The sequence below is a fragment of the Synechococcus sp. CC9605 genome (genome assembly GCF_000012625.1).
Taxonomy (GTDB): Bacteria; Cyanobacteriota; Cyanobacteriia; order PCC-6307; family Cyanobiaceae; genus Parasynechococcus.
This window is the reverse complement of the sequence record NC_007516.1, coordinates 1,073,208-1,095,732: the sequence shown is the minus strand read 5'-3', so window position 1 is coordinate 1,095,732 and position 22,525 is coordinate 1,073,208. Positions and strand designations below refer to the sequence as shown.

The 22,525-nt window shown below is 58.5% G+C and carries 24 protein-coding genes and 1 tRNA gene; 10 read left to right on the top strand and 15 right to left on the bottom strand.

What is annotated here, in order from left to right; all coding sequences use genetic code 11:
• Position 1: 1 nt before the first annotated feature.
• Entirely contained in the window at positions 2–1,525 is a 1,524-nt protein-coding gene (locus tag SYNCC9605_RS05845; RefSeq protein ID WP_011364139.1) for a proton-conducting transporter membrane subunit, read from the bottom strand.
• Positions 1,525–1,869, bottom strand: a complete 345-nt coding sequence (locus tag SYNCC9605_RS13815) for a cation:proton antiporter subunit C (RefSeq protein WP_011364138.1) — start codon at positions 1,867–1,869, stop codon at positions 1,525–1,527. The genes SYNCC9605_RS05845 and SYNCC9605_RS13815 overlap by 1 nt, the downstream gene beginning before the upstream one ends.
• A gap of 120 nt (positions 1,870–1,989) precedes the next feature.
• Between SYNCC9605_RS13815 and ruvA the strand changes: the two genes are divergently transcribed.
• Genes ruvA through SYNCC9605_RS05830 form a run of 3 tightly spaced genes read left to right on the top strand, consistent with a single transcriptional unit; the run spans position 1,990 to position 3,386 of the window.
• Positions 1,990–2,634, top strand: a complete 645-nt coding sequence (gene ruvA / locus SYNCC9605_RS05840; RefSeq protein ID WP_011364137.1) for a Holliday junction branch migration protein RuvA — start codon at positions 1,990–1,992, stop codon at positions 2,632–2,634.
• A gap of 56 nt (positions 2,635–2,690) precedes the next feature.
• Positions 2,691–2,960, top strand: a complete 270-nt coding sequence (gene rpsO, locus SYNCC9605_RS05835; protein WP_011364136.1) for a 30S ribosomal protein S15 — start codon at positions 2,691–2,693, stop codon at positions 2,958–2,960.
• A gap of 12 nt (positions 2,961–2,972) precedes the next feature.
• A complete protein-coding gene (locus tag SYNCC9605_RS05830) occupies positions 2,973–3,386 on the top strand; it encodes a PAM68 family protein (protein WP_011364135.1) in 414 nt (137 codons plus the stop codon).
• 36 nt (positions 3,387–3,422) lie between these two features.
• On the opposite strand, the gene SYNCC9605_RS05825 is transcribed toward SYNCC9605_RS05830, so the two are convergent.
• The 8 genes from SYNCC9605_RS05825 to trpD all read right to left on the bottom strand — a co-directional run bounded on the left by SYNCC9605_RS05825 (position 3,423) and on the right by trpD (position 13,516).
• Positions 3,423–6,941, bottom strand: a complete 3,519-nt coding sequence (locus SYNCC9605_RS05825; protein ID WP_011364134.1) for a DNA polymerase III subunit alpha — start codon at positions 6,939–6,941, stop codon at positions 3,423–3,425.
• 70 nt (positions 6,942–7,011) lie between these two features.
• On the bottom strand, positions 7,012–8,487 hold the full coding sequence (gatA, locus tag SYNCC9605_RS05820; protein WP_011364133.1) for an Asp-tRNA(Asn)/Glu-tRNA(Gln) amidotransferase subunit GatA: 1,476 nt from the start codon (positions 8,485–8,487) through the stop codon (positions 7,012–7,014).
• A 16-nt stretch (positions 8,488–8,503) separates the two neighbouring features.
• Positions 8,504–8,761 (bottom strand): DUF1816 domain-containing protein, encoded by a 258-nt coding sequence (locus SYNCC9605_RS05815; RefSeq protein WP_041435581.1) that lies wholly within the window; start codon positions 8,759–8,761, stop codon positions 8,504–8,506.
• Between the two features lie 56 nt (positions 8,762–8,817).
• Complete coding sequence (gene rlmB, locus SYNCC9605_RS05810) at positions 8,818–10,446, bottom strand: 23S rRNA (guanosine(2251)-2'-O)-methyltransferase RlmB (protein ID WP_011364131.1); 1,629 nt, start codon at positions 10,444–10,446, stop codon at positions 8,818–8,820.
• Between the two features lie 16 nt (positions 10,447–10,462).
• A complete protein-coding gene (locus SYNCC9605_RS05805; RefSeq protein WP_011364130.1) occupies positions 10,463–10,873 on the bottom strand; it encodes a Mini-ribonuclease 3 in 411 nt (136 codons plus the stop codon).
• The gene (locus SYNCC9605_RS05800; RefSeq protein ID WP_011364129.1) at positions 10,870–11,259 is read right to left on the bottom strand and encodes an STAS domain-containing protein; all 390 of its coding nucleotides are present in this window, start codon (positions 11,257–11,259) and stop codon (positions 10,870–10,872) included. Before SYNCC9605_RS05800 ends, SYNCC9605_RS05805 begins: the two co-directional genes overlap by 4 nt.
• A 42-nt stretch (positions 11,260–11,301) precedes the next feature.
• On the bottom strand, positions 11,302–12,462 hold the full coding sequence (gene carA / locus SYNCC9605_RS05795) for a glutamine-hydrolyzing carbamoyl-phosphate synthase small subunit (RefSeq protein WP_011364128.1): 1,161 nt from the start codon (positions 12,460–12,462) through the stop codon (positions 11,302–11,304).
• A gap of 7 nt (positions 12,463–12,469) precedes the next feature.
• Positions 12,470–13,516 (bottom strand): anthranilate phosphoribosyltransferase, encoded by a 1,047-nt coding sequence (gene trpD / locus SYNCC9605_RS05790; RefSeq protein ID WP_041434665.1) that lies wholly within the window; start codon positions 13,514–13,516, stop codon positions 12,470–12,472.
• A gap of 150 nt (positions 13,517–13,666) precedes the next feature.
• Between trpD and SYNCC9605_RS05785 the strand changes: the two genes are divergently transcribed.
• From SYNCC9605_RS05785 to SYNCC9605_RS05765, 6 genes are all read left to right on the top strand, one after another.
• Entirely contained in the window at positions 13,667–15,430 is a 1,764-nt protein-coding gene (locus tag SYNCC9605_RS05785; protein WP_041435576.1) for an ABC transporter ATP-binding protein, read from the top strand.
• A gap of 67 nt (positions 15,431–15,497) precedes the next feature.
• Positions 15,498–15,761, top strand: a complete 264-nt coding sequence (locus SYNCC9605_RS05780; protein ID WP_011364125.1) for a hypothetical protein — start codon at positions 15,498–15,500, stop codon at positions 15,759–15,761.
• A 542-nt stretch (positions 15,762–16,303) separates the two neighbouring features.
• Complete coding sequence (gene msrA, locus SYNCC9605_RS05775) at positions 16,304–17,017, top strand: peptide-methionine (S)-S-oxide reductase MsrA (RefSeq protein WP_011364124.1); 714 nt, start codon at positions 16,304–16,306, stop codon at positions 17,015–17,017.
• 10 nt (positions 17,018–17,027) lie between these two features.
• The gene (locus SYNCC9605_RS14620) at positions 17,028–17,216 is read left to right on the top strand and encodes a hypothetical protein (RefSeq protein ID WP_156783022.1); all 189 of its coding nucleotides are present in this window, start codon (positions 17,028–17,030) and stop codon (positions 17,214–17,216) included.
• Positions 17,217–17,283: 67 nt separating this feature from the next.
• On the top strand, positions 17,284–17,619 hold the full coding sequence (locus tag SYNCC9605_RS05770; protein WP_041434659.1) for a hypothetical protein: 336 nt from the start codon (positions 17,284–17,286) through the stop codon (positions 17,617–17,619).
• 14 nt (positions 17,620–17,633) lie between these two features.
• Positions 17,634–17,707: transfer RNA gene (locus SYNCC9605_RS05765), tRNA-Pro, on the top strand.
• An 81-nt stretch (positions 17,708–17,788) separates the two neighbouring features.
• On the opposite strand, the gene SYNCC9605_RS05760 is transcribed toward SYNCC9605_RS05765, so the two are convergent.
• The 5 genes from SYNCC9605_RS05760 to SYNCC9605_RS05740 form a co-directional block, all read right to left on the bottom strand.
• Positions 17,789–18,424: a Crp/Fnr family transcriptional regulator gene (locus SYNCC9605_RS05760; RefSeq protein ID WP_011364122.1), complete on the bottom strand. Its 636-nt coding sequence runs from the start codon at positions 18,422–18,424 to the stop codon at positions 17,789–17,791.
• A 182-nt stretch (positions 18,425–18,606) separates the two neighbouring features.
• A complete protein-coding gene (gene pstS / locus SYNCC9605_RS05755) occupies positions 18,607–19,581 on the bottom strand; it encodes a phosphate ABC transporter substrate-binding protein PstS (protein WP_011364121.1) in 975 nt (324 codons plus the stop codon).
• 182 nt (positions 19,582–19,763) lie between these two features.
• On the bottom strand, positions 19,764–20,744 hold the full coding sequence (pstS, locus tag SYNCC9605_RS05750; RefSeq protein ID WP_011364120.1) for a phosphate ABC transporter substrate-binding protein PstS: 981 nt from the start codon (positions 20,742–20,744) through the stop codon (positions 19,764–19,766).
• 47 nt (positions 20,745–20,791) lie between these two features.
• Complete coding sequence (locus tag SYNCC9605_RS05745) at positions 20,792–21,061, bottom strand: hypothetical protein (protein WP_011364119.1); 270 nt, start codon at positions 21,059–21,061, stop codon at positions 20,792–20,794.
• A gap of 79 nt (positions 21,062–21,140) precedes the next feature.
• Positions 21,141–21,983, bottom strand: a complete 843-nt coding sequence (locus SYNCC9605_RS05740) for a 3'-5' exonuclease (RefSeq protein ID WP_011364118.1) — start codon at positions 21,981–21,983, stop codon at positions 21,141–21,143.
• Between the two features lie 85 nt (positions 21,984–22,068).
• On the opposite strand from SYNCC9605_RS05740, the gene SYNCC9605_RS05735 reads away from it, so the two are divergent.
• Positions 22,069–22,524: a peroxiredoxin gene (locus tag SYNCC9605_RS05735; protein WP_011364117.1), complete on the top strand. Its 456-nt coding sequence runs from the start codon at positions 22,069–22,071 to the stop codon at positions 22,522–22,524.
• Position 22,525 lies beyond the last annotated feature (1 nt).

Below are 22,525 nucleotides of genomic sequence, written 5' to 3'. Positions count from 1 at the left end.
ATTAGATTTTCAAGTAAAGGAGATTTGCAAGTAAAAGAGCAGCGACAAGAAAAGGTGCACCAACCAAATCCAGTGTTCGTGTCACCGGCTTGACAAAGTCATCAGCTTGTATACCAACAACTGACACAAACAGAATGCCGCCCAATATTGCAGAAACAACTGCTGACTGGATCGAACCAAGTGTTAACAATTCAGGGAAGAGTAGGGACGAACACGCCAGAAAGATTATAGACAGCATAAGTATATAATTTTTAGGCCTTGCAAATAAGTCATTAAAAGCATTTACTAAATCAAAAGGCGTAGCTTGGTTTAAATTTTGTTTCTTAGAAAAGACACTAATTCTGTCGAAAATCAAACGAGCATATACAGTTGAAGTGAGCAAGGATGCTGTTGTATAAATAAGCCTTGCTTCAAATGGTATATCGTATTTAATCCAGGTTTTCGTGATAAAACCTGCCAGAAATGGAAATCCCATGATGGATAGACTGGCAACAACAAAAACGATTACTCTTAATAGTTCTTTTGGTGAATTTCGATTATTAAAATGCATTGAATCTAGGTTAGAAAGACTATTCGAATGATCGTTTTCATCGCGCAAAGTAGAAAATAGTAATGCCTTGCAGATACCATGCTGCATTGCATAAATGCAACCATAGGAAGGAGATAGGATGGCAATACCTAATTGAGAGACAGAACTCCAGCCAAGTGCCCTGCCACTTTCACGCTCAAAGACCGCATAGATGGCTGCAACAACAGCACTGATCACACCAATAACAATCATGGAATCGCTAATTGGAGTCAGAATCTGACTCATCCGTGCAATCGGAGCGATTCCAGCACAGGTCACACAACCTGAAAGTATTGCGGAAGACTGACAGTTGGCATGGGAATAAATGTTAGGAACCCACAAACCACAAAGAAAAACTCCAGATTTAGTCAGTAAGCCAGCAATAATTAGGCAAAGCGCTGTATCAGGAGCATTTACCAGATCTTCTAACAAGAAACTACCTGTGTATGTGAAAGCTTGCACAACGCCAATCAAATAGATGAGCATTGCCAATCCACCTCCAATCAAATACTGGAAAGAATTAAACAAAGACTTTTTATCATTACGGTCTGCAACCAGCAGAAAGGCACAAAAACCAAGTAACTCTAATGAAATAAACAAGCTGACCAGGTCAACGGCATTGAAGGAAATAAATAGCGCGGTGAGCAGAACCAAACATATTTGGTAAAAATAATGAGTAAATCGATTCGCAAAAAGACCAAATACGATAAGTAGAGTGATACAGCTACCGAATATCAGAGGAAATGCATAAGAATCAATAGAAAATTGAATCCCCCCCTCGCCGACCAGCGTGAATGCATAAGCAAAATCACCTTGAAGTGCAGCAAAGCTTGATGCTGCAAAACCAAGCAGACTCAAAACGCCAAAAGGGAAAACAATTCTCGGGAAAACACAACCTACAAAACCCAAAAATGCAGGCAGGAATATAAGTGCGGGGAAAACAATCTGCAAGTCCATTATTTTTCAAGATCTCTGTAGCGAAGCATTGGCGATTTTCTACCGAGGCGAAGTGCTACCGAACAAAGCAAAGCTTGGGTGGCAAAACCAATAACAATTGCAGTCAAAATAATGGCTTGCGGATATGGATCTGAATAAGCGCTGTATCGTTGTGTGGAAACGATGGGCGTCTGATAACCAGAGGAGGCAGCAATAAGTACAAAAATAGTTATGGTGGCCGTATCAATCACATCAAGCGAAAGAAGCGAACGTAAAATTGATTTTGAATTGAGTAAACCAAAGCAACCAATGATCATCAGCAAGACGATCGGGAATAGCCTTATTTTCTCGGGCGTCAGCTCCATGAGAAACTTATAGCTTTTTCATGCTAACGAGATACTTTTTTTCGTCAAGCAAATCATGCGAATTCGCAGCTTGCACTACAGCCTGCGTCTCAACTAAGATATAGTGACTGGTATCAATTCATGGTTGGCTGGCTCAAGGGTCTAATCGTTTACAAACTACAGCGAGGAAATCGAAGTCAGATCACTCTGAACTGCAACGGTGTTGGCTACGAAGTTCAAATAACACAACGTGAATGGTTAACCCTAGAAAACGATCAAACGATTCAACTTTGGATTCACCAGAGCATCAGCGCGGATAATTGGCAATTTTTCGGTTTCAAATCAACGCAAGAACGAGATATTTTCAGAGAATTGATCAGTGTCAACGGGGTTGGCCCGCAAGCAGGGATGGCACTGATGCAGGAATGCAAGTCCCAAGAACTTGTCGAAGCGATCAGCAACGGCGATCTACGCCGACTCTGTAAGGCTCAAGGCATTGGCAAACGCACCGCTGAGCGTCTGGCGGTGGAGCTCCGGGCCTCCATTGCGGCATTTGCCGGAATGGACCCAGCCCCTTCACTCGCGGAGGGAGTCAGCTCGGAACAAATGCCGGAGAGCGGGGCTGACGTCGAAGCGACCCTCTCAATGCTTGGGTATGACGATCTTGAAGTTCGTCGCGCCATTCGTGCCATCGCCGAGGGTTCGGACGGTCCCCCACCCCCTGGAGACGATCAAGACGCGTGGCTGCGAGGCTGTCTTCAATGGTTAAGCCGCGATTCGGCCTGAACTGGCCCCCGCGAAGGTAAGATTGCCGTTTGCACTGACAGGGTTGCACCCCGCGCATGTCGCTTGATACCACCGAGAAGCAACAGCTGATCAACACCCACCAGACCCACGGCACCGACACCGGTTCGGCCGAGGTCCAGGTGGCCATGCTGAGTGAGCGGATCAACCGTCTCAGCAGACACCTGCAGAACAACATCCATGACTTCTCCTCTCGCCAAGGGCTGCTCAAGATGATTGGCCGACGCAAGCGCCTGCTGAGCTACATGCGCAGCAAGAGCGAGCAACGGTACGCCGACACGATCGCCAAACTGGGCATCCGCGGCTGATCAACCTGCCCCATGCCTGAGCAACGCAATGCCCTTCCCTTCGAGCCCAAAGGGTCTGTGAAGGGAAGTAAGCCTGCCTCAGGGACGCCTAGGCAGGAGGCCATTCCTCGCTACGTGGCCGATCGGATGGCTCGCCGGGTTGCTGTCTTCGCAGGACTCCCGTCCCTCGCTGGGATGGGAGTTTTTGTTGGCAGTTATTTCGTCGTGACCCGTGGCATTGCCGACATTGCCCCTGGTCTGACGCTGACGGGATCCGGACTGTTTTTCCTCTTGGGTCTGGTGGGCCTTAGCGTTGGCGTGTTGACCGCCAGCTGGGATCCAGAACCGGGTTCTCTGCTGGGCTTCGAGAACTTCAAGCCCAACATCCAGCGGATGAAGGAGTCGATCCGGGCCCAGAAGCAGCAGCAAAAGCAATCAAAGTCCTGATCATGCTTTGTTGATCAGCCCCACCTGATCAGAGGATCAGGAGAGCACCAGGCGGTCGCTGCTTCGGGCTGCAAAGGAATGGGTTCGCAGTGAAGCAATCGCTGCATCAACGTCCTTGACGCAGAACTGGGAGCCGAGTCGCACATAGCGAACGCTATCGCCGTGCCACACCTCGGCGACGACAGGCACCTTCACGCCCAGCTCATCCCGCTCGGGGCGATGTTGGTTGAGGCATTCCCTCAGCTTGTGCTGGATGGCGATGTCGCTGGCCTGATCAGAGGGGAGCTGAACTAGCAGCAGATTGAGCTCATCAACGGCGCGGCAGTCGTCGATGATCAGCTGGACGCGCTCGTCACGCCGATCGACGCCAGCCCAAACCAGGAGGCGGGCCTCAGCCATCAGGTGATCCGCAAGGCGGGCGTAGCTCTTGGGAAACACCACAGCCTCGCAACTTCCGGTGAGATCCTCGAGCTGCAGGATCGCCATGCGATCGCCCTTGCGTGTGGTGACTTGGCGCATTTCAGCCACCATCGCAATGGCACTCACCTTGGCTTTGTCTGGCTGTTCTTCCAGAGAGCCCAAACCAATGGGCGCCAGCAACTTCGAAGAGGGTGTGAGCTGTTTGAGCGGGTGATCGGACAGGTAGAATCCCACTAGATCTTTTTCGAGACGAAGCTTCTCCGTTGGGGGATAGTCCGTCACCGGTGCCGCCTTGGGTGCATGGCTGAGATCCGCCGGCCCATCGGCATCGGCGGCAGGAGCCATCAGATCAAAGAGGTTGCCCTGGCCGCTGTCTCGGTCTTTGGCCCGTGAGGAGGCCCAGTCGAGCAGCAGATCCAGATCAGCCATCAACTGAGCACGGTTGGCCTGCGGATCCATGGCATCCAGGGCACCGCAGTGAACCAACGACTCCAGACCACGACGGTTGAGCACCGAGGACGGAATCCGGTCGCACAGATCCGCCAGAGAGCGGAAGGGTCCATCGCTATCGCGGGCAGCAATCAATTGACGGATCGCACCATCACCAAGGTTGCGAACGGCGGAGAGTCCGAACAGGATCCGATCGCCATTGGGAGTGAAATCGGTGAGTGAGGCATTCACATCCGGAGGCATCACCTCAATGCCCATCGCATTGCAATTGGAGATGTAGCGCTGCACCTTGTCGGCAGCTCCGGCATTCACCGTAAGCAGGGCCGCCATATAAGCGACCGGGTAGTGCGCCTTCAGGTAAGCCGTCTGATACGTGACGGCTCCATAGGCCGTGGAATGGCTCTTGTTAAAGCAATATTCAGCGAAGAGAACCATCTGGTCGAACAGTTCGTCGGCGACCTTTTCATCAACGCCGCGCTCTCCAGCACCCTGAACGAAGATGCCGCGGTGCTTCTGCATCTCGGATACTTTTTTCTTGCCCATCGCCCGCCGGAGCAGGTCGGCCTGACCCAGGGAGTAGCCGGCCAGATCCTGCGCGATCCGCATGATCTGTTCCTGATACACCATGATCCCGTAGGTCTCGGACAGGATCGGCTCAAGAATCGCGTGGGCGAAGTCGATCGCCTCCCGGCCGTGCTTACGGTTGATGAATTTGGGAATCAGGCCAGCATCGAGGGGACCCGGTCTGTAGAGGGCAAGAATCGAGGAGATGTCTTCCAGGGATGACGGCTTGAGATCACGCACGATCTGCCGCATTCCGCTGGATTCCAACTGGAAGATCCCCTCCAGATCACCTCTCGCCAGAAGTGCAAAGGTCGCTTCATCCTGGGGCGGCAGTTTGTCGGGATCGACACGGGTGCCACTGCTGACCTCCACCAGTTCGAGGGTCTTTTCGATCATCGTGAGGTTCTTCAACCCCAGGAAATCCATCTTCAACAGACCCATGGATTCCACGTCTTCCATGAAGTACTGCGTGATCACCTGACCATCGTTGTTGCGCTGCAACGGCACCAGTTCGTCGAGGGGGTCAGCAGCGATGACCACACCAGCTGCGTGAACACCGAAGGTTTTGTTGGTACCTTCAATCCGCATCGCCATGTCCACCCAACGCTTCACCGTTGGATCCGCCTCGTATTTCTCGCGAAACTCGGGGTTGGGGGATTCCTCACCGATCATCGCCTTGAGCTTCGCGGGCTTGCCGCGAACCACCGGGATCAGCTTCGCCAGACGGTCGGCATCGCCGTAGGGAATGTCGAGCACCCTGGCCACATCCTTCAAAACCGCCTTTGACGTCATCCGGTTGAAGGTGATGATCTGGGCCACCTTGTCCTCGCCGTAGCGCTCAGTGACGTAGTCGATCACCTCACCACGACGCTCGATGCAGAAGTCAGTGTCTATATCAGGCATCGACTTGCGTTCCGGATTGAGGAAGCGCTCGAACAGCAGGCAGTTGGTGATCGGATCAATGTTGGTGATTCCCAGGCAGTACGCGACAAGCGACCCTGCGGCGGAGCCACGACCCGGACCGACGGGAATGTTCTGTTCCCGTGCAAAACGGATGTAATCCCAGACCACCAGGAAGTAGGTGGGGAATCCCATCTGCTCCATGATCTTGAGCTCATGGGCCATGCGCTCGGCGTAGTCGTCGGGCAAGGAAGCCTCAGGACTGAGCTCGAGCCGATCCCGCAATCCCTGCTCCGTCACCTCACGCAGGTAGCTGACGGGGGTGTGGCCCTCGGGGATGGGGAAGCGGGGCATTTGATAGCGGCCAAGGATGTCGTAAGGCTCCACCTTCTCGGCCACCTTGACGGTGTTGGCGATCGCTTCCTGAACCACCTCAGGCTCGAGGTGATCCCCGAAGAGAAGGCCCATCTCCTCTTCGGTTTTGATGTATTCGGTGCCGGTGTAACGCAGCCGCTTCTCATCGGTGATCAACTTGCCGGTGAGCACGCAGAGCAAGGCATCGTGGGCTTCAACGTCCTGCTTGCTCAGGTAGTGGGCATCGTTGGTCGCAACGATCTGAATGCCGAGTTCCTTGGCAATTTTGACGATCTCCACGTTGACGATCCGATCCTCAGGAGATCCGTGGTCCTGGATCTCGAGGTAGTAGTCGTCGCCGAAGACCTCCTGATACCAAGCCGCCACCTTGCGTGCCACATCGGGGCGACCCCGCAGAATCGCCTGGGCAATCTCGCCTCCGAGGCAGGCCGTGGCGATGATCAGGCCTTCACTGTGTTGCTTCAGCAGCTCCTTGTCGATGCAGGCACGGGAGAAGATCCCGCGTCCCCGCATTCCCCGCAGGTGGCTGATGCTGGTGAGCTTCACCAAGTTGCGGTAACCGGTGGCATTTTTGGCCAGCACCACCAGGTGATATCGCTTCTCTTTCTTGGGTTGCGGATCGTCAATGGACCCGTTGATCACATACATCTCGTTGCCGATGATCGGCTTGAGATCTGTTCCCTGACAGAGCTTCAGCAACTCAATCGCGCCGTACATCACGCCGTGATCTGTCAGGGCGATGGCAGGCATGCCCAGCTGTTTCGCCTCCTCCACCATGGCCGGCAACTGCGACGCGCCATCGAGAAGGCTGTAGTCGCTGTGGTTGTGGAGAGGAACGAAAGCCATGGGGTCAGGTTAGGACCTGACGCAAGATCCAGCGTTCAGGGGGAACACAAGCCCCCACATGTGGCGCAACTCAGGGAACCAGCGCAGCTTCCGGGCGTGATGCAAACACCTGCGCAGCCTGCTCGTACTGATGGGCCACCTGAAGCAGACGCGGTTCATCCAAAACATTGCCAATCAGTTGCATCCCGATGGGCAGACCCGCCGCACTGAATCCACAGGGAACACTGATGGCCGGGAGTCCAGCCAGGTTGACCGGAATCGTCAGCAGGTCAGCGAGATACATCGCCAGAGGGTCGTCGGCGTGGGCGCCAGCCTTGAAGGCCGTGGAGGGCGCTGTTGGCGTGAGCAGCACATCCACACTCTTGAAGGCAGCATCAAAGTCCCGCCGGATCAGGGTGCGCACCTGCTGCGCCTTTTTGTAGTAGGCATCGACGTATCCGGCGGACAGGGCGTAGGTGCCGATCAGGATTCGTCGTTGCACTTCAGCGCCAAATGCTTCAGCTCGGCTTCGCGCCGTCATCGCGGCAAGGCTCTCGGCATCTTCGGCACGGAAGCCATATTTGACACCGTCGTATCGCGCCAGATTGGCGGACGCCTCCGATGGGGCGATCACGTAGTAAGTGGCGATGCCGTCGTTGAACCGGGGGCAGCTCACCTCCACCAGTTCAGCACCAAGAGCCTCAAGCTGGGCAGCAGAGGCCTGCACCGATGCTTTCACCTCAGGATCGAGGCCTTCGGCGTCGAAGCACTCCTTAATCAAGCCCACCTTAAGGCCCTTAATGGACTGGCTTAGGCCGTCGCTGAAAACAGGAACCGCCGCATCAAGACAAGTGGAATCGCGGGGGTCGGGCCCGGCGATCACCTGAAGCAGTTCGGCCACATCAGCAACGCTGCCGGCGAATGGACCCACCTGATCGAGGGAACTGGCAAAGGCCACCAGACCCCAACGGCTGACGCGTCCATAGGTGGGCTTGAGGCCCACCACTCCACAGAAGGATGCCGGTTGGCGGATGGAACCACCGGTGTCGGAACCAAGGGAAGCGACGCAACTGCCGGCGGCGACAGCCGCTGCGCTGCCACCGGAGCTTCCACCCGGCACATGGGCGGTGTTCCAGGGGTTCTGTGTGGCACCGAACGCGGACGTTTCGGTTGAGCCACCCATGGCGAACTCATCCAGATTTGTCTTGCCCACCAACACACCTCCGGCTTGCCAGAGCCGCTCGGTGACCGTGGATTCGTAGGGCGGCACGAACTGCTCGAGCATGCGGCTGGAACAGGTGGTGCGAACACCTTTGGTGCAGAGGTTGTCCTTGATCGCCAGTGGCAATCCCGCCAGGGGGCCAAGCGCCTCTCCGGCGGCCCGGGCTTCATCAATGCGGGACGCTTCAGCACGGGCCTGATCGGCCGTGACTTCAACAAAAGCGTTCAGCGAAGGCTCAGAACTTTCTAGCCGCTTGAGGTGCTGATCAACGAGCTCGCGGGAGGAAACCTCGCCGCTCTGCAGTTGCTGACGCCACGCGCTGATCGTCATGTCCCTGCGATCCATTGCAGCAAGGACGCTATCAGCAGCAGGATCGGCCCTCAGCTGAGATAGTGAGGGGCTCGGAGCGCCGAGTCCGCAGCAGGGAATGGCTGATCGACTGGGGTTGCTCCGACTTAACGTCGTCCAGGAAGGAGCTGAGCTCGGTCTCCAGCCCCTTGCGGGTGATGAAGGGACCGAACCAATAGGTCACATCAGGGCCTGAGGTATGAACACGCGCCCACCAAGCGACTCCAAAGCCATTGGCAAGGCTGCGCAGCGGCCGAATCAGGGGACTCATGAAAGGAACAGGACCTTGGGGCATTGTGCCCCGAGATCGTGTTTTCGGCGCTGTTTTCAGGGAGATAGCTGGATGTTCTGATCGAACGACAAAGCAGCATCCGGCTTCGATGGGTTCAGATCCAGTTCAATCCGCTGTTCCGGGGCCTTCTCCACAGGAGCTTCAGGCTGTTCAGAGACAGCAGGCTGTTTAGACAAAACAGCCGTCTCAGACGCCTCAATTGCCTCAACAGGCGATTCAGCACCCGCAAGTTTGGGCCTCCTAATCGGCGGCGACGGTGCTTGGCCGTGAATGTCCTTCATCCAGTTGCGCCGGGCCACCTCGTACACGCAAAGGGCTGTGGCGACAGAGGCATTGAGGCTCGGTGTGATGCCCCGCAGCGGGATGCGAACCAACTGGTCGCAATGGCGCCGGGTCATCAGCGACAGGCCCTGGTCCTCGGATCCGGTGACCAGCACCATCGGCCCACTGAGGTCAACATCGGTGAGGGTCACATCCCCTTCTGCGGCAAGACCCACCACCCTGTAGCCGGCGTCTTTGAGCTTTTCCAGGGACCGATTGAGGTTGACCACGCGGGCCACAGGCAGGTGTTCCAGGGCTCCAGCCGCCACCTTGGCAGCGGAACCGGTCAAGCCAGCACTGCGGCGCTGGGGGATCACAACACCGTGGGCTCCCATGGCCTCAGCGGAACGAACAACCGCCCCGAGGTTGTGGGGGTCGGTGACACCGTCCAAAGCCACCAACAAGGGGGGTTCCCCCAGATCCGAGCAGCCCTCGATGAGGCTGTCGAGATCAAGGGTCTCCGCCGCCGCCGTCTGCAGGGCGATGCCCTGGTGAACGGACCCACCTGTGATCTGTCCGAGCCTGGCCCAGGTCACCTCTTCCACGAGAACCCCCGAAGCCTTGGCATCGCGCAGGAGCTGGAGGAATTTGGAGGCACTGCGCATCTCCGCAGTGCACCAAATGCGATGGATGGGGCGTCCGGCCTCCAAGGCGGCCTGGGTGGCATGACGCCCCCAAATCAGATCGTCCGCTGGCGGAGTGGCCGCTGCAGCCTCCGGTGCTGCATCCGGCCGCTGAGGACGAGCCTCGTCAAAGCGAGATCTGGAGCGCTGGGACGGTTGGCGCCGCTCATCCCCGGAGCGACGGCGGTCGCCGTACCGATCGTTGCGATCGCGAAAACGTCCAGGCCCTGAGCGTTCGTTTTGAGAGCCCGAACGGGAAGCGTTCTGATCTCGGTCGAAGGAACGGGAACGGTTGCCGAACCGCTCTTTCGGGCGATCACCGAAACGTTCTCCGGATCGATCACTTGGTCGATCACCGAAACGACCCCCAGACCGCTCCTTAAACCGATAACCGGGTCGATCACCGGAACGCTCAGCAAAGCGGTTACCGGGCCGGTCACCACCTCGCGACTGGTCCCACTCTCCATCCCGTGGAGCGCGTCGTTCGCGATAACCGCCGCCATCACGCCCTGGTTTGGCGTAAGGGGAACGACCACCATCGAAACGACGGTTGCTGGGCATGGGGCGACCGCTATCAGATCGCCCCATCGAGGAGCGGCCAGCGGATGCTCGTCCACTCGCCGGCCTTCCTCCTGGTGGTCGACCGCCCCCACCTCCCCCTGGCCCCGAACGTCCATCGCGGGATGGGCCGCTGGAGCGGCGTTCAAAGCGAGGGCTCATGGTGTGCGAGGCAACGTTATGGGTTGGATCCGGCTTGCTCCAGGTGATCGAAGAGCTCCGCAAGCCGGGCTGGTTTGTTCAGAAACAGCCAGCCCACCATTGTCTCAAATCCTGTGGCCCTCCCATAAACCGCAGCGTCCGCACGCCGTGGACCCCGACCGGCACTGTTGCGGCCGCGACGCACCAGGTCGAGTTCCTCTGAACTGAGAAGTTCATGGGCTTCCAACCAGCTCAGCAGGCGGGACTGGGCATCAGCACGAACATCGGCCACCACAGCCCGGTGCAATTGATCAGAGCGCCCAGGCCTTGCTCCATGGCGCAGCCGTTGGTGCAGCTCCCAGACGGCATCGCCAATCCAAGCCAGTTGCAGTGGTCCCAACGGTTCGTAGATGCCGCTGGGACCCTGGTTGCGTATCCAGTCGCTCAAGCGGCCAGCTGGTTCAGAGCTGTCGGAAGATCCTCCACTAGATGGAGAAACTCCTCAAGACGCACCAACTTCACGGTCTGCGACACCCTGGTGTTCCCAACCAGCAAGAAAGACCGCTTGGAATCCGTGCATTGCTTGGCCAGCTGCACCAGGGCACCAAGACCGGATGAATCCAGGAAATCGATCTTGCTGAGGTCAAGAACAGCCGAAAGCTTGTTGGCTTTCAAGACATCAACCACGTACTCCATGAACTGCTTCTCGGAGTACGCATCCAACTGGCCGGTGAAATGAAACACCAAACAGCCATCTTTCTGTTCGAATCCGCCCCGGAGAGAGACGGTCAGTCGCTGCAGTTCGCTGATGGGATCAAGCCCCCCAGGCATCATCGGCACGAAGTGTAGTGACGCTGAGCGTGGGCTACCACCTGATCAACGGCGATCGGCCATCAGCGTCACAAAGCGGCCGAAATGATGATCCGCATCATGGGGGCCCGGACTGGCTTCCGGGTGGTATTGCACCCCGAAAACGGGCTTCTGGCGGTGAGCAATCGCCGCCACGGTGCGGTCGTTCAGATTGAAATGGGTGACGTCCACGACGCCTTGGTCCAGGGAGTCGGCGGACAGGGCAAAACCGTGGTTCTGACTGGTGATCTCAACCTGGCCTGTGGTGCCACAGGGGTGGTTCAAACCACGATGGCCATAGGGGAGCTTGAAGGTCTCGCCACCGAGGGCCAAACCAAGAATCTGATGCCCCAGACAGATCCCGAACAGCGGCAGATCGGACTCGTCCAGCAATGACTTGGCCAGAGCAATGCCCTGGCTCACAGCCGCCGGGTCGCCAGGGCCGTTGGACAGGAAGACACCATCCGGGCGATGGGAGCGAACCGTGGCCAGATCCGTGTCTGCCGGCAGAACCGTGACATCACAGCCGTGGGCAACGAGGCGATCGAGAATGGCGCGCTTGATGCCGAAATCGATGGCGACAACGCGGAAGGGCGCGTCGCTGCGGCGCTGCAAGCGTTGATCGAAGCCCACAGAGCAGGCCTGGTTCCACTGGTAAGGCTGCTTGGTGGTGACGCGGTCCGCCAAGTTCAGACCCTGCATCGACGGGGCCTGCTTCAGGAGCTCCAGCAACTGCGCCGGGGTCTGGCCATCACTGCTGATCACACCATTCATCGCCCCAACTTCACGCAGATGCCGCACCAAAGCGCGGGTGTCCAAACCGCTGATGCCCACCAGCTGATGGGTCTGCATCCAGCTCTCAAGGGTCTGTTCACAGCGCCAGTTGCTGGGCAATGGGACCAGCTGCCGAGCAATCACGCCACGGGCATGGGGGCGATCAGCTTCCTGGTCGTCAGCATTGACCCCAGTGTTGCCAAGTTCGGGATAGGTGAAGCTCACCAGCTGCCCGGCGTAGGAGGGGTCCGTTAACACCTCCTGATATCCGGTCATGCCGGTGTTGAACACCACCTCACCGATGGTGGTGCCGCGATGGCCGAAGCCGACACCGGTGAGAACCGTGCCATCGGCAAGGACGAGATAAGCCTTGTCTGATGGGGAATCGGGCATCGAAGGGCCGCCGCAGGTCATCAGTCATTCATTCTCCATCTCCGTCGGACAGGGCATCCCGCAGAGCGACAAGCTTGTCCCAGGCCTTGCCCTGGTTGAGAACAGCCAGAGCCTGAGCAACAGCAGCCGGCAGCTCGCCTTGCAGCCCGGCAGCCCAGAGCACCAGTGCTGTGTTGAAGGCCACCACCTCCGTTTGCGCCTGGGAACCCTGTCCCTGCAGAACGTTCTGAAGGATCTGCTGGTTCACAGCGCAGTCGCCACCACGCAGCTGATCGAGACCGGCACATTTCAGTCCCAGGTCTTCAGGAGACACATCTTTTGTGGTGATGCCCCCGGATTCAATCAGCCGCAAGGTATTGGGACCCGCCAAGGAAGCCTCATCGAGGCCCCCAGCACCATGAACCACAACCGCACGGCTCAAGCCCAATTGCTGCAGAGCTCCCGCCATGGGATCGAGAAGCTCCGGTCGGGCCACGCCAAGAACCTGCGCCTGGGGCTGCAGCGGGTTGACCAGGGGGCCGAGCAAATTGAACACCGTGCGCACCCCCAGGCTGCGTCGCAGCGGCGCCAAATTCACAAGAGCTGGGTGCCAGGCGGGAGCGAACAGGAAGGTGACACCGGTGCCCGGCAAAGCCTCCACCACCTTGTTCAACGGAGCCTTGAGGTTGAGACCGAGCCCCTCAAGCACATCGGCTGAGCCGACTTTGCCGCTGGCGCTGCGGTTGCCGTGCTTGGCCACGTTGACCCCGCAAGCCGCGGCGGTGAAGGCGACAGCCGTGGAGATATTGAAGGTGTCGGCACCGTCACCACCGGTACCGCAGGTGTCGACCATGGCCAGATCGGGCCGGGAGCAGGGAAGGGGGCAGGCCTCGCGCAGGACAGCCGCCATGGCAGCCAGCTCATCGGCCACCATCCCCTTGGCCCTCAGACCAGCCAGGAACGCCCCGGTCTGCACAGGCTCGAGCTGTTCAGCCAGCCAGGCACGCATCAGGGCAGTGGCATCGTCTGAGCTGAGGTTGTTGCCCTGCAGCAGATGCTCCAAGCAACCGGACCAGGAACGGGGGTCTAAGGACATTGAGGGAAGCTGGCAGTAAAAAACCCGGGGTGCAAGGCACTCCGGGCCAGGTGATGGGGACATTCCCACTATCACTCAGATCAGCGGCAAACGACCAGCCGTTGAAGCCGGATGCCTAAGTTGGCCTGCCAACGGGACTCACGAGCTCGCATGGCCGCCCTTCGTCTCGACCTGATCGGCCGCTATCTGCGTCCCCACCGCCGCACGGTGCTGCTGGGCGCCATCGCCTTGGTGGTGGTCAACGTTCTACGGGTCACGATCCCGATGGAAGTGCGCAGCGTTGTGGACGAGCTGCAGGAGGGATTCAGTTACGCCGGCGTGCTTCGCCAGGCGGGATGGGTTGTGCTGCTTGCCAGCACCATGTGTGTGATCCGGCTGGCCTCACGACAACTCATCTTCGGCGTGGGTCGCCAGGTGGAAGTGGATCTGCGTCAGCGCTTGTTCGAGCACATGCTGCGCCAGGAACCCGATTGGATTCAGATCAAGGGCAGCGGTGAAGTGATCAGTCGCGCCACCAGCGATGTGGAAAACATCCGACGCCTGCTTGGCTTCGCGATTCTCAGCCTCACCAACACGCTGCTGGCCTATGCGCTGACGCTGCCGGCGATGTTGGCGATCGATCCGTGGCTAACCATGGCCGCCGTTGGTCTCTACCCCGTGATGCTTATCTCAGTGCGCCTGTTCGGCGGGCGCATGATGCGTCAGAAGCGTGAGCAACAGGAAGAACTCTCCGCCCTCAGCAACCTGATTCAGGAGGATCTCTCGGGAATCGGGGCCATCAAGATCTACGGCCAGGAGGAAGCGGAACAAGAGGCATTCGCCACACGCAACCGCCGCTACCGCGACAGCGCCATCCGGCTGGCGAAAACCCAAAGCACCCTGTTTCCACTGCTGCAGGGCATTTCCTCCCTCTCTGTTCTTTTGCTGCTGGCCATCGGCAGCGGCCAGCTCGAAGCCGGTCGTCTGAGCATTGGGGCACTGGTGGCCCTGATCCTCTACGTGGAGCAGCTTGTCTTCCCAACGGCTCTGCTGGGATTCACGCTCAACACCTTCCAGACCGGCCAGGTGAGCCTCGAGCGGGTGGAGGAGTTGCTGAAACGGGAACCAAAGATCAAAGACCCGGATCCCTCTGATGTTCAGTCCCATCCACCGACCAAACGCCGTGGGCGTTTTGAAGCCCACGGCCTGACGGTGCATTACGAGGGTGCTGAACAGAACACCCTGAATGGCTTGAGCTTCTGCATCGAGCCAGGGGAGTTGGTGGCTGTGGTGGGGGCCGTGGGCTGCGGCAAGACGACGCTGGCTCGGGCCTTCGGTCGCATGGTTCCACTCGAACCCGGACAGCTGTTCCTGGATGGCGTGGATGTCACCCAGATGCCCCTGAAGTCGTTGCGCCGTGATGTGGCGATCGTTCCTCAGGAGGGCTTTCTGTTTACCAGCACCCTGGCGGACAACCTCCGCTATGGCGAGCCTGAGGCCAGTGATCAGCGGGTTGAAATGGCGGCCGACCAAGCCCGCCTGGCTGATGACGTGAAGGGCTTCCCCGATGGTTTCGGAACCATCGTTGGGGAACGCGGCATCACGTTGAGTGGTGGTCAGCGTCAGCGCACAGCCCTGGGCCGGGCCTTGCTGATGTCGGCGCCGGTGTTGGTTCTCGACGACGCCTTGGCCAGCGTCGACAACAACACAGCAGCGGCGATTCTGGATTCGATCCGTGCTCAGGATGATCGAACCATCGTGATGATCAGCCATCAACTTTCAGCCGCAGCGGCCTGTGATCGCATCCTGGTGATGGAAAACGGACGGATCGTTCAACAGGGACACCACAACGCCTTGATTCATCAGCCGGGTGTCTACAAACGTCTCTGGGAGCGTCAGCAGGCTTCGCAACAGCTGGATGCGTTGGCTTCCTGAAGAATCCCCGGGCGGTTTCTGACAACAGCAACGTCCGTGGCTTAGCTGTGAAGGCAACTCCTTGCCTATGACCAGCGGATCCCCCTTTGCGGTGCGCTGCACGCTCACCTTTGGCGATATCTACGGACAGGTGCTGGCCTGGATGGCCGTCATTTTTGTAAGCCTTGCTGCGGGACTTGCCCTGATGGGCTCGTCGCGACCGGTGTTTGCGCTGGTGGGCGTGGGGCTGATCTTGGTGCTCAGCCTGCCGTTTCTGCTTTTCGCCTTCGTCACAACGCTGCTGAATCACATTCAGCTCAACCCCGTTGAAGGTGAAGCCAACGCGTCTTAGGCCCACCCCCTCCGCCACGGCCACCCCAAGATGGTTCGGCAGAACGAGGCCAATGTTCCTTGATCGGCCCACAGCAGAAATGTCTGCTGCGGGCGAGATGACTGTTTCAACAGAAAAAACAGACTATTTTCCTCTTGGGGACACACCTTTTTGAATCAACAAGCCATCAATCAATGGCTCGTTATTGATTGATCCATCACATTCATCTTGCTGGCTGGACATATTCCAGCCAGCAGCACAATCTCCTCAACCCCTGATGGCGTTCTCCATGCTTCAGCATGCCAAACGCGCCTGAAGCTCCGACTTGCTTGAAAACGTCTCAGCTACAGCAGGATTCAGGCCGAAAACTACAGACAAAAGAATCGACCCCAACCTGAACGACATTGCCCAAAAAAGATACTCTCCTCAAAACGAACTTTTGAGTCGTTGCTTGCATCCCTCATTTGCAGAGCAATCACAGGGACGTTCACTGTTTGCCGTTCACACGGCAGCATCACTGCATTGAATCAGCTGCCTAAGCTCAGCAGATCGACGCAATCAACATGCTTCCTTCCTGGCTGTCTCCCCGCGGCGGCGCCGAATCATCTGCACCGGCAACACACGCCGTGTTGGGAACGCCGCTGAAAGCCCCACTGATGGCCGACCAGGAGGAAGCAATCTTTGCCTGTGGGTGCTTCTGGGGCGCTGAAAAAGGATTTTGGCGACTCCCAGGGGTGGTGAGCACCGCCGTGGGCTACGCGGGCGGCCAGACCGAGCAACCGACCTACAACCAGGTCTGCTCCGGCAGAACGGGACACACCGAAGTGGTGCGTGTGGTGTGGAGCCGGCCCGCTCTCGACTTCAGCGACCTGCTGAAACTGTTCTGGGAGTGCCACGACCCCACCCAGGGCAACCGGCAGGGCAACGACACAGGCAGCCAATACCGATCGGCCATCTACACGTTCAATCCGGAGCATCTGCAACTGGCCCTGGCCAGCCGAGATGCTTATCAAGTCGCTCTTTCGGCCAAGGGCTACGGAGCCATCACCACCGAAATCCTGGCGGACCAAACCTTCTATTTCGCCGAGGATTACCACCAGCAGTACCTGGCCAAACCGGGCAGCCGCCCCTATTGCTCCGCCATGCCGACCCAGACGCTCCTGGGGGAATTCGAAGGATCGAACTACAAACTGCCTAAGCAGGTTTGGGACAAATACGACTGGTCCATCAACCACTGCGTGCTTCGATCCGACAACAGCCCAATCGCGATCGGCTGATTCGGCCAGGATGGGGAAGACCCCGAACCATGTCATGCCCGAGCCCTGGAGTGATCGGCAGGTGATCCTGGCCATCGCCCTCACCTTGATCCTTGTGCTGGGCCTGATCCTTGGCAGTGTGTCGCTTAACCGAAAGCAGCAGGCTCCGGTGCTTTGGCGGGACACGCCTCCATCCAAAACAACACCATTGGCAATCTGACCACCCGCCAACTGGCACACCTCTTCTTGGTGCGATCGTGGATGGAGAAGGACCCCTCCGTTCTGCAGTGAGTGAACGGCCTGATCCATACGAAGAGCGACAACTGCATCCCCTGCCGAGGGGGCTGGTGGAGCTCTATGGCTTGATCGCCGTTCTGGTGGTGCTCATCCCCGAATGGCTGGCGGATGGAACCTTGAATCTGGGCCAGGCCAAAGGCTCTGCCTCACTCCCGATGCGTTCGAGAGCCTGGCGCACTCTGCCCGAACTGCGTTTGGCGGCGATGACCCTGGCTGAGCTTCGTCAGGCCGCTTCAGAACTGCGCATGTACCAGTACGGATCCGCTACGAGAGACCAGCTCACCACTCGGTTGCTCAGGCGACTCAGACGCCGGGATGCACTGTGATAACTTAAATCTGACGGGGCGTGGCGCAGCTTGGTAGCGCACCACTTTGGGGTAGTGGGGGTCGTGGGTTCAAATCCCGCCGCTCCGATTCAACCGTCTTGTTTCCCCACCTGAACATCATCACTTCAGGATTTGAGCCGGCAATTTTGCCGGCTCTTTTTTTGTGCCTTCAGCGGCGGCCGGTGCCGCTCACCACCAGATGCCTGGAGGCATCAATCTGCAACCAGCCTTCATCCCGCAACTGCCCCAAAACGCGGGTCACGGTGACCCGTGTGGTGCTCAGGGCACTGGCGATCTCCTGATGGGTCAGGCGAAGGTTGAGCCGCAACCCGGCCTCACAAGGTTCGCCAAAGTCCTTGGCGAGCAGCTCCAGGAAGCCCCGCACCCGCTCTTCAACGCGACGTAGCCCGAGCAGGGCCAGGAGCGACTCCGCCTGGCGGTAGCGGGCGGCCATGGCCTTGGCAAGACCAAGCGCCAATTCGGGAGACTGCTCCAGCTCCGCCAGATTGCAGCAGAGCAGATCGCAATCGGTGAGCGCTACAGCCTCATAGGCCTCCACATTGGTGAATGCGGCACCGAAGGGTTCGTTGGGGCCAACCATGCCCAGCACCAGCTCATCGCCATGCACCGACAGCGCCCCCAGCTTCACCATGCCGCGCACCACAAACCAAACGCTGTTCTTCAGCAGAGGAACAAAACTTCCCGAGGTGACATGAACAACATTGCGATTGTCGTAGCTGTTTTCAAGAAACGCCTTGAAACCAAGAGCTGTTGAACTCAGATCAGCCGACGGAGTAGCAAGCATTTGGAATCCCGTGAATCCAGGAAAACTGTATTGAGGACAACATCGATTCCCAACAAAGAGCTGGGAGAGATTCGGTTAAGAAGGCTCTAACACTGATCGCCATTCGAATCATTCAGCCCATAAAAAAAGGGCCTCGAGGGGCCCTTTGATATTTGGTCTGGAAAAACCAATTCAAGCCAAGATCACTTGCCGATCTTGTTCACAGCGGCCCTGGACTTGGCCAGGATGTCGCCCTTGAGGGGAACGAAGCCCAGGGACGGAGCTTTGTTCTGAGCAGCGTCGCTCAGCATGTAATTGAAAGCGTCTTGCACCACCTTGGCTTTGTCACCGTTACCGGTTTTGTACGCCAGAACCCAGGTAAGGGTGACGATGGGATAAGCACCCTTGGCGGTGGGATTTGGGTTCTTGCCAGCCAGGTCCTTGTCCAGGCTGATGCCATTAAGGGCCTTGGCACCTGCAGCCACAGAGGGCTTAAGGAACTCACCGGACTTGTTCTGGAGAGCGGCGGCAACCACCTTGCCCTTGATGTATGACTGGTTCACGTAACCGATCGCGCCTTCACGGTTCTGGATCAGGCCAGCCACACCTGAGTTGCCCTTGGCGCCCACGCCAGCGGGCCACTTCACGGATTTACCGGTGCCGAGGGTCCAGGTCGTGGAGAAGGCCTGCATGGAGTTAGTGAAGGCCTTGGTGGTGCCAGAGCCATCGGAACGGTGCACCCAGGTGAGGGTGCCGGGCTTGCAACCGAGCTCCTTCCAATCCTTGATCATGCCTATGGCGACCTTGACGGCCTTCTTCTGGGTAAGCTTCAGGTTGCAACCGGGCTTGTTGTAACCGAATGCGATGGTGCCACCCACCATTGGGATCTGGACCACACCACGGGTGACCTTGGCCATGTCCTTCTTCTTCATCGGATCGTCCGATGCACCGAAGTTCACGGTCTGGTCGATAAAGGCTTTGCGGCCGGAACCGGACCCCACGGCCTGGTAGTTGACCTGAGGGCCGCCAGACTTGGCCAGGTCAGCAAACCAACGCTGGTAGATCTTGGCCGGGAAGGAGGCGCCAGCGCCGTTCAGCTTGGGAGCTGCCGAAGCTGACATGCCTGCCCCGAGGACAAGCAGGGACGAGGCGAGAAGGGCCTTTTGTGCAATGCGCATTACGACAACCGAAAGAGGAACGAGGCTGTAGCAACCAAGACCTAATCGGGACTCAAACCACCTGTCGTTATGCGCCCATTAACGAAGGTTAAGGAGCCATAAAACCCTGTTTAAACCATCAAAAAACCCCGGTTTGGCCATCCAAACCGGGGCATGACGTTCAGCCAATCAAGGGTTCGGGTTCAAGGCTGAATCCCTGCCACCGCACTGCGGGATTTTTCGAGGATGTTGCCCCGGAGAGGCACAAAGCCCAGGGCCGCAGCACCCTCCTGAGTGGCGTCGTCCAGCAGGTAGTTGAAGACCTTCCTCACAGCTTCGGCTTTGGCGCCATTGTCCTCGGCATAGGCCAACACCCAGGTGAGGGTTGCGATGGGGTAGGCACCAGCAGCGGAGGGGTTGGGGTTGCTGCCCGCCAGGTTCTGATCAAGCTCAATGCCGTTCAGGGCTTTGGCACCAGCCTCCACGGAGGGCTTGAGGAATTCCCCGGATTTGTTCTGCAACGCAGCAGCCTGCACGTTTCCCTTGATGTACGACTGATTCACGTAGCCGATCGCGCCAACCCGGTTGTCGATCACCCCGGCAACGCCCGAGTTGCCCTTGGCACCGACGCCCACCGGCCACTTCACCGATTTACCGCTGCCGAGGGTCCAATCCGGTGAAAAGGTCTGCAGCGAGTTGGTGAAGGCCTTGGTTGTGCCGGAGCCATCCGAGCGATGCACCCAGGTGATCGTGCCCGCTTCGCAGCCGAGATCCTTCCAATCGCTGATGGCGCCGGTGGCCACCTCCACAGCCTGTTGCTGGGTGAGTTGAAGCTTGCAGCCAGGCTTGTTGTATCCGAAGGCGATCGTTCCCCCCACCATCGGGATCTGAACCACCCCTTGGCTCACCTGCTTGCGGTCAGCCTCCTTGATCGGGTCGTCTGAAGCGGCGAAATCCACCGTGCCATCAATGAAGGCTTTGCGGCCGGACCCGGACCCCACCGCCTGGAAATTCACTTTGATTCCGCCGGAGCCGGCGAGATCAGCGAACCAGCTCTGGTACACCTTGGCGGGGAAGGAGGCCCCGGCCGCATTGAGGCTGGACACACTGGAACTGCCGCCACAGGCAGCGAGGCCAACAGCGAGAACGCTCAGGCTTAAAGCAACCAGGGAACGATGTGCCAAAACCGTTTAGGTGATTTGCTCCATCCTCCCGCGTCGTTGATCCAGGCTCAGGCGGTGGGCACGACGGTGGATGCGACCGTGAGCCGGGTTGCCACCGAGTAACAGCGCAACCAGCGGTTCACCCGTTTGCGGTGAGGAGTGGGAACCTCCTCAATCAACTGGCTGAGTTCATCAGCCCCCATGCGTCGGATGGCACGCACATCCACATGCCAGAGCGCTTCGGCTTCACGAATCAAACGCGCCCAGGTGCGCACCTGCTGCCATTGACGCAGGCGGAAGCGGATGGGGCGTTGATGGGGATGCAGAAAAGCCGTCATGGCTTCAGCCTGCTGCGTTCAGCAGCACTCTCTGCAAAATCACCCAGACGCTTCGGAATGCTGAAGCAAATGCGCAGGCTCAGGCACTGAGGCGATCGGCTTCGAGCTCAACAGGCGCGACCGGAAACTCAAGCTCCGCCACCTCACGGGCACTCAAACGCCGGGTCCAGGCCCCCTTGATCGGATCGTTCCAATGGAACCCCGCTGCTTTCGCCAAATGGCGTTCATCGAACGACACCCGGGCACGCATCAACTGGCGGGGTTCCAGGCCCCGTTTCAACAAATGCTCCAAGTCGTCACAGCGGGCGAAAACATCCGCGATGTAGATGCAATCGCTGAGGGCGCGGTGGGCCGCCCAGACGGGAACGCCGTAGGCCAGGGCAAGGTCCCGCACCGACGGCCGCAAACGCAACTGACGCTCCGCCGGCCAGCGGATGTCGTCCATGGTGCAGAGCCACGGTGTTGCGGTGGCCGGCACCACACCCAGACCGAACCACTGGCGATCGAAGGCCGCGTTGTGGGCCACCAGCAGATCAGCAGCGTCCAGCAGATGCTCAAACCACACCAACGCCTCCCGCCAGGGCTGGGGGCGGCGGGTGACGGCGGCGGGGATCCGGTTGATCGGTTCTGCTGCGTTGGAGTCCACCGGGAGGAGAAACGATTGCTGGGCCAGCACCGAACGACTCGGCACATCAAACAAAATGCAGCCCAGCTCAAGGCATTGGTCCTGCTGCGGATCCAAACCGGAGGTCTCGGTGTCAATGATCAGAAGGGTGGTGGGGGAGGCCTTTGGCGCATCCTCGTGCTGATCATCCTTGGCCTCAGGGTCAACAGCTGGCGAAGCTGGCATCGGCGATGCGGCTGTTTGGGGCTCCGCCTGAGGCCTTGAAAACCCCGCAAGCAAATCGAGCTGTTCAGGCATGGCGCAGTGTCTCCTCCCGCCCCTGATTCTCCCGCCCCGGGCAAGGTGCATGCTGCCTAGGGTTCAGCCACTTAATTTCAATGTGATGGCCCTCGGGATCGGCGACCGGCTCCCCTCCTTCAGCCTGGAGGATCAGAACGGTGACCTTCGCACTCCCGCTTCTGTGCAGGGCCGCTGGCTGGTGCTTTTCTTTTATCCCAAGGACGACACCCCCGGCTGCACAGCTGAAGCCTGCAGCTTCCGCGACAACGCAGAGAGCTTTGCTGCCCTCGATGCAGAGGTTTGGGGCATCAGCGGTGATGACGCCGTCAGCCACCGCCGTTTCGCCACCCGCCACAACCTCACGTTTCCTCTGCTCTGCGACCGCAACAACGCCCTGCGCCGCGAAATGGGTGTGCCCAAAGCCCTTGGTCTGCTGCCCGGTCGTGTCACCTACATCGTTGACGGCGAGGGGGTGATCCGTCACACCTTCAGCAACCTCTTGGATGGCCCGGCCCACGTGCGTGAAGCACAGCAGGTGCTGAATCAGCTGCGCGGTTGAG

What these genes read in the sequence shown, in the direction of transcription:
- rpsO (WP_011364136.1), top strand. Translation starts at nt 2,691, where the DNA reads ATGTCGCTTGATACCACCGAGAAGCAACAGCTGATCAACACCCACCAG.
- SYNCC9605_RS05785 (WP_041435576.1), top strand. Translation starts at nt 13,667, where the DNA reads ATGGCCGCCCTTCGTCTCGACCTGATCGGCCGCTATCTGCGTCCCCAC.
- SYNCC9605_RS05800 (WP_011364129.1), bottom strand. Translation starts at nt 11,259, where the DNA reads ATGATGCCTGGGGGGCTTGATCCCATCAGCGAACTGCAGCGACTGACC.
- ruvA (WP_011364137.1), top strand. Translation starts at nt 1,990, where the DNA reads ATGGTTGGCTGGCTCAAGGGTCTAATCGTTTACAAACTACAGCGAGGA.
- rlmB (WP_011364131.1), bottom strand. Translation starts at nt 10,446, where the DNA reads ATGAGCCCTCGCTTTGAACGCCGCTCCAGCGGCCCATCCCGCGATGGA.
- msrA (WP_011364124.1), top strand. Translation starts at nt 16,304, where the DNA reads ATGCTTCCTTCCTGGCTGTCTCCCCGCGGCGGCGCCGAATCATCTGCA.
- trpD (WP_041434665.1), bottom strand. Translation starts at nt 13,516, where the DNA reads ATGTCCTTAGACCCCCGTTCCTGGTCCGGTTGCTTGGAGCATCTGCTG.
- SYNCC9605_RS05830 (WP_011364135.1), top strand. Translation starts at nt 2,973, where the DNA reads ATGCCTGAGCAACGCAATGCCCTTCCCTTCGAGCCCAAAGGGTCTGTG.
- SYNCC9605_RS05760 (WP_011364122.1), bottom strand. Translation starts at nt 18,424, where the DNA reads ATGCTTGCTACTCCGTCGGCTGATCTGAGTTCAACAGCTCTTGGTTTC.
- SYNCC9605_RS05735 (WP_011364117.1), top strand. Translation starts at nt 22,069, where the DNA reads ATGGCCCTCGGGATCGGCGACCGGCTCCCCTCCTTCAGCCTGGAGGAT.
- SYNCC9605_RS05815 (WP_041435581.1), bottom strand. Translation starts at nt 8,761, where the DNA reads ATGAGTCCCCTGATTCGGCCGCTGCGCAGCCTTGCCAATGGCTTTGGA.
- pstS (WP_011364121.1), bottom strand. Translation starts at nt 19,581, where the DNA reads ATGCGCATTGCACAAAAGGCCCTTCTCGCCTCGTCCCTGCTTGTCCTC.
- SYNCC9605_RS05825 (WP_011364134.1), bottom strand. Translation starts at nt 6,941, where the DNA reads ATGGCTTTCGTTCCTCTCCACAACCACAGCGACTACAGCCTTCTCGAT.
- carA (WP_011364128.1), bottom strand. Translation starts at nt 12,462, where the DNA reads ATGACCTGCGGCGGCCCTTCGATGCCCGATTCCCCATCAGACAAGGCT.
- gatA (WP_011364133.1), bottom strand. Translation starts at nt 8,487, where the DNA reads ATGGATCGCAGGGACATGACGATCAGCGCGTGGCGTCAGCAACTGCAG.
- SYNCC9605_RS05740 (WP_011364118.1), bottom strand. Translation starts at nt 21,983, where the DNA reads ATGCCTGAACAGCTCGATTTGCTTGCGGGGTTTTCAAGGCCTCAGGCG.
- SYNCC9605_RS05780 (WP_011364125.1), top strand. Translation starts at nt 15,498, where the DNA reads ATGACCAGCGGATCCCCCTTTGCGGTGCGCTGCACGCTCACCTTTGGC.
- SYNCC9605_RS05845 (WP_011364139.1), bottom strand. Translation starts at nt 1,525, where the DNA reads ATGGACTTGCAGATTGTTTTCCCCGCACTTATATTCCTGCCTGCATTT.
- SYNCC9605_RS05745 (WP_011364119.1), bottom strand. Translation starts at nt 21,061, where the DNA reads ATGACGGCTTTTCTGCATCCCCATCAACGCCCCATCCGCTTCCGCCTG.
- SYNCC9605_RS13815 (WP_011364138.1), bottom strand. Translation starts at nt 1,869, where the DNA reads ATGGAGCTGACGCCCGAGAAAATAAGGCTATTCCCGATCGTCTTGCTG.
- SYNCC9605_RS14620 (WP_156783022.1), top strand. Translation starts at nt 17,028, where the DNA reads ATGGGGAAGACCCCGAACCATGTCATGCCCGAGCCCTGGAGTGATCGG.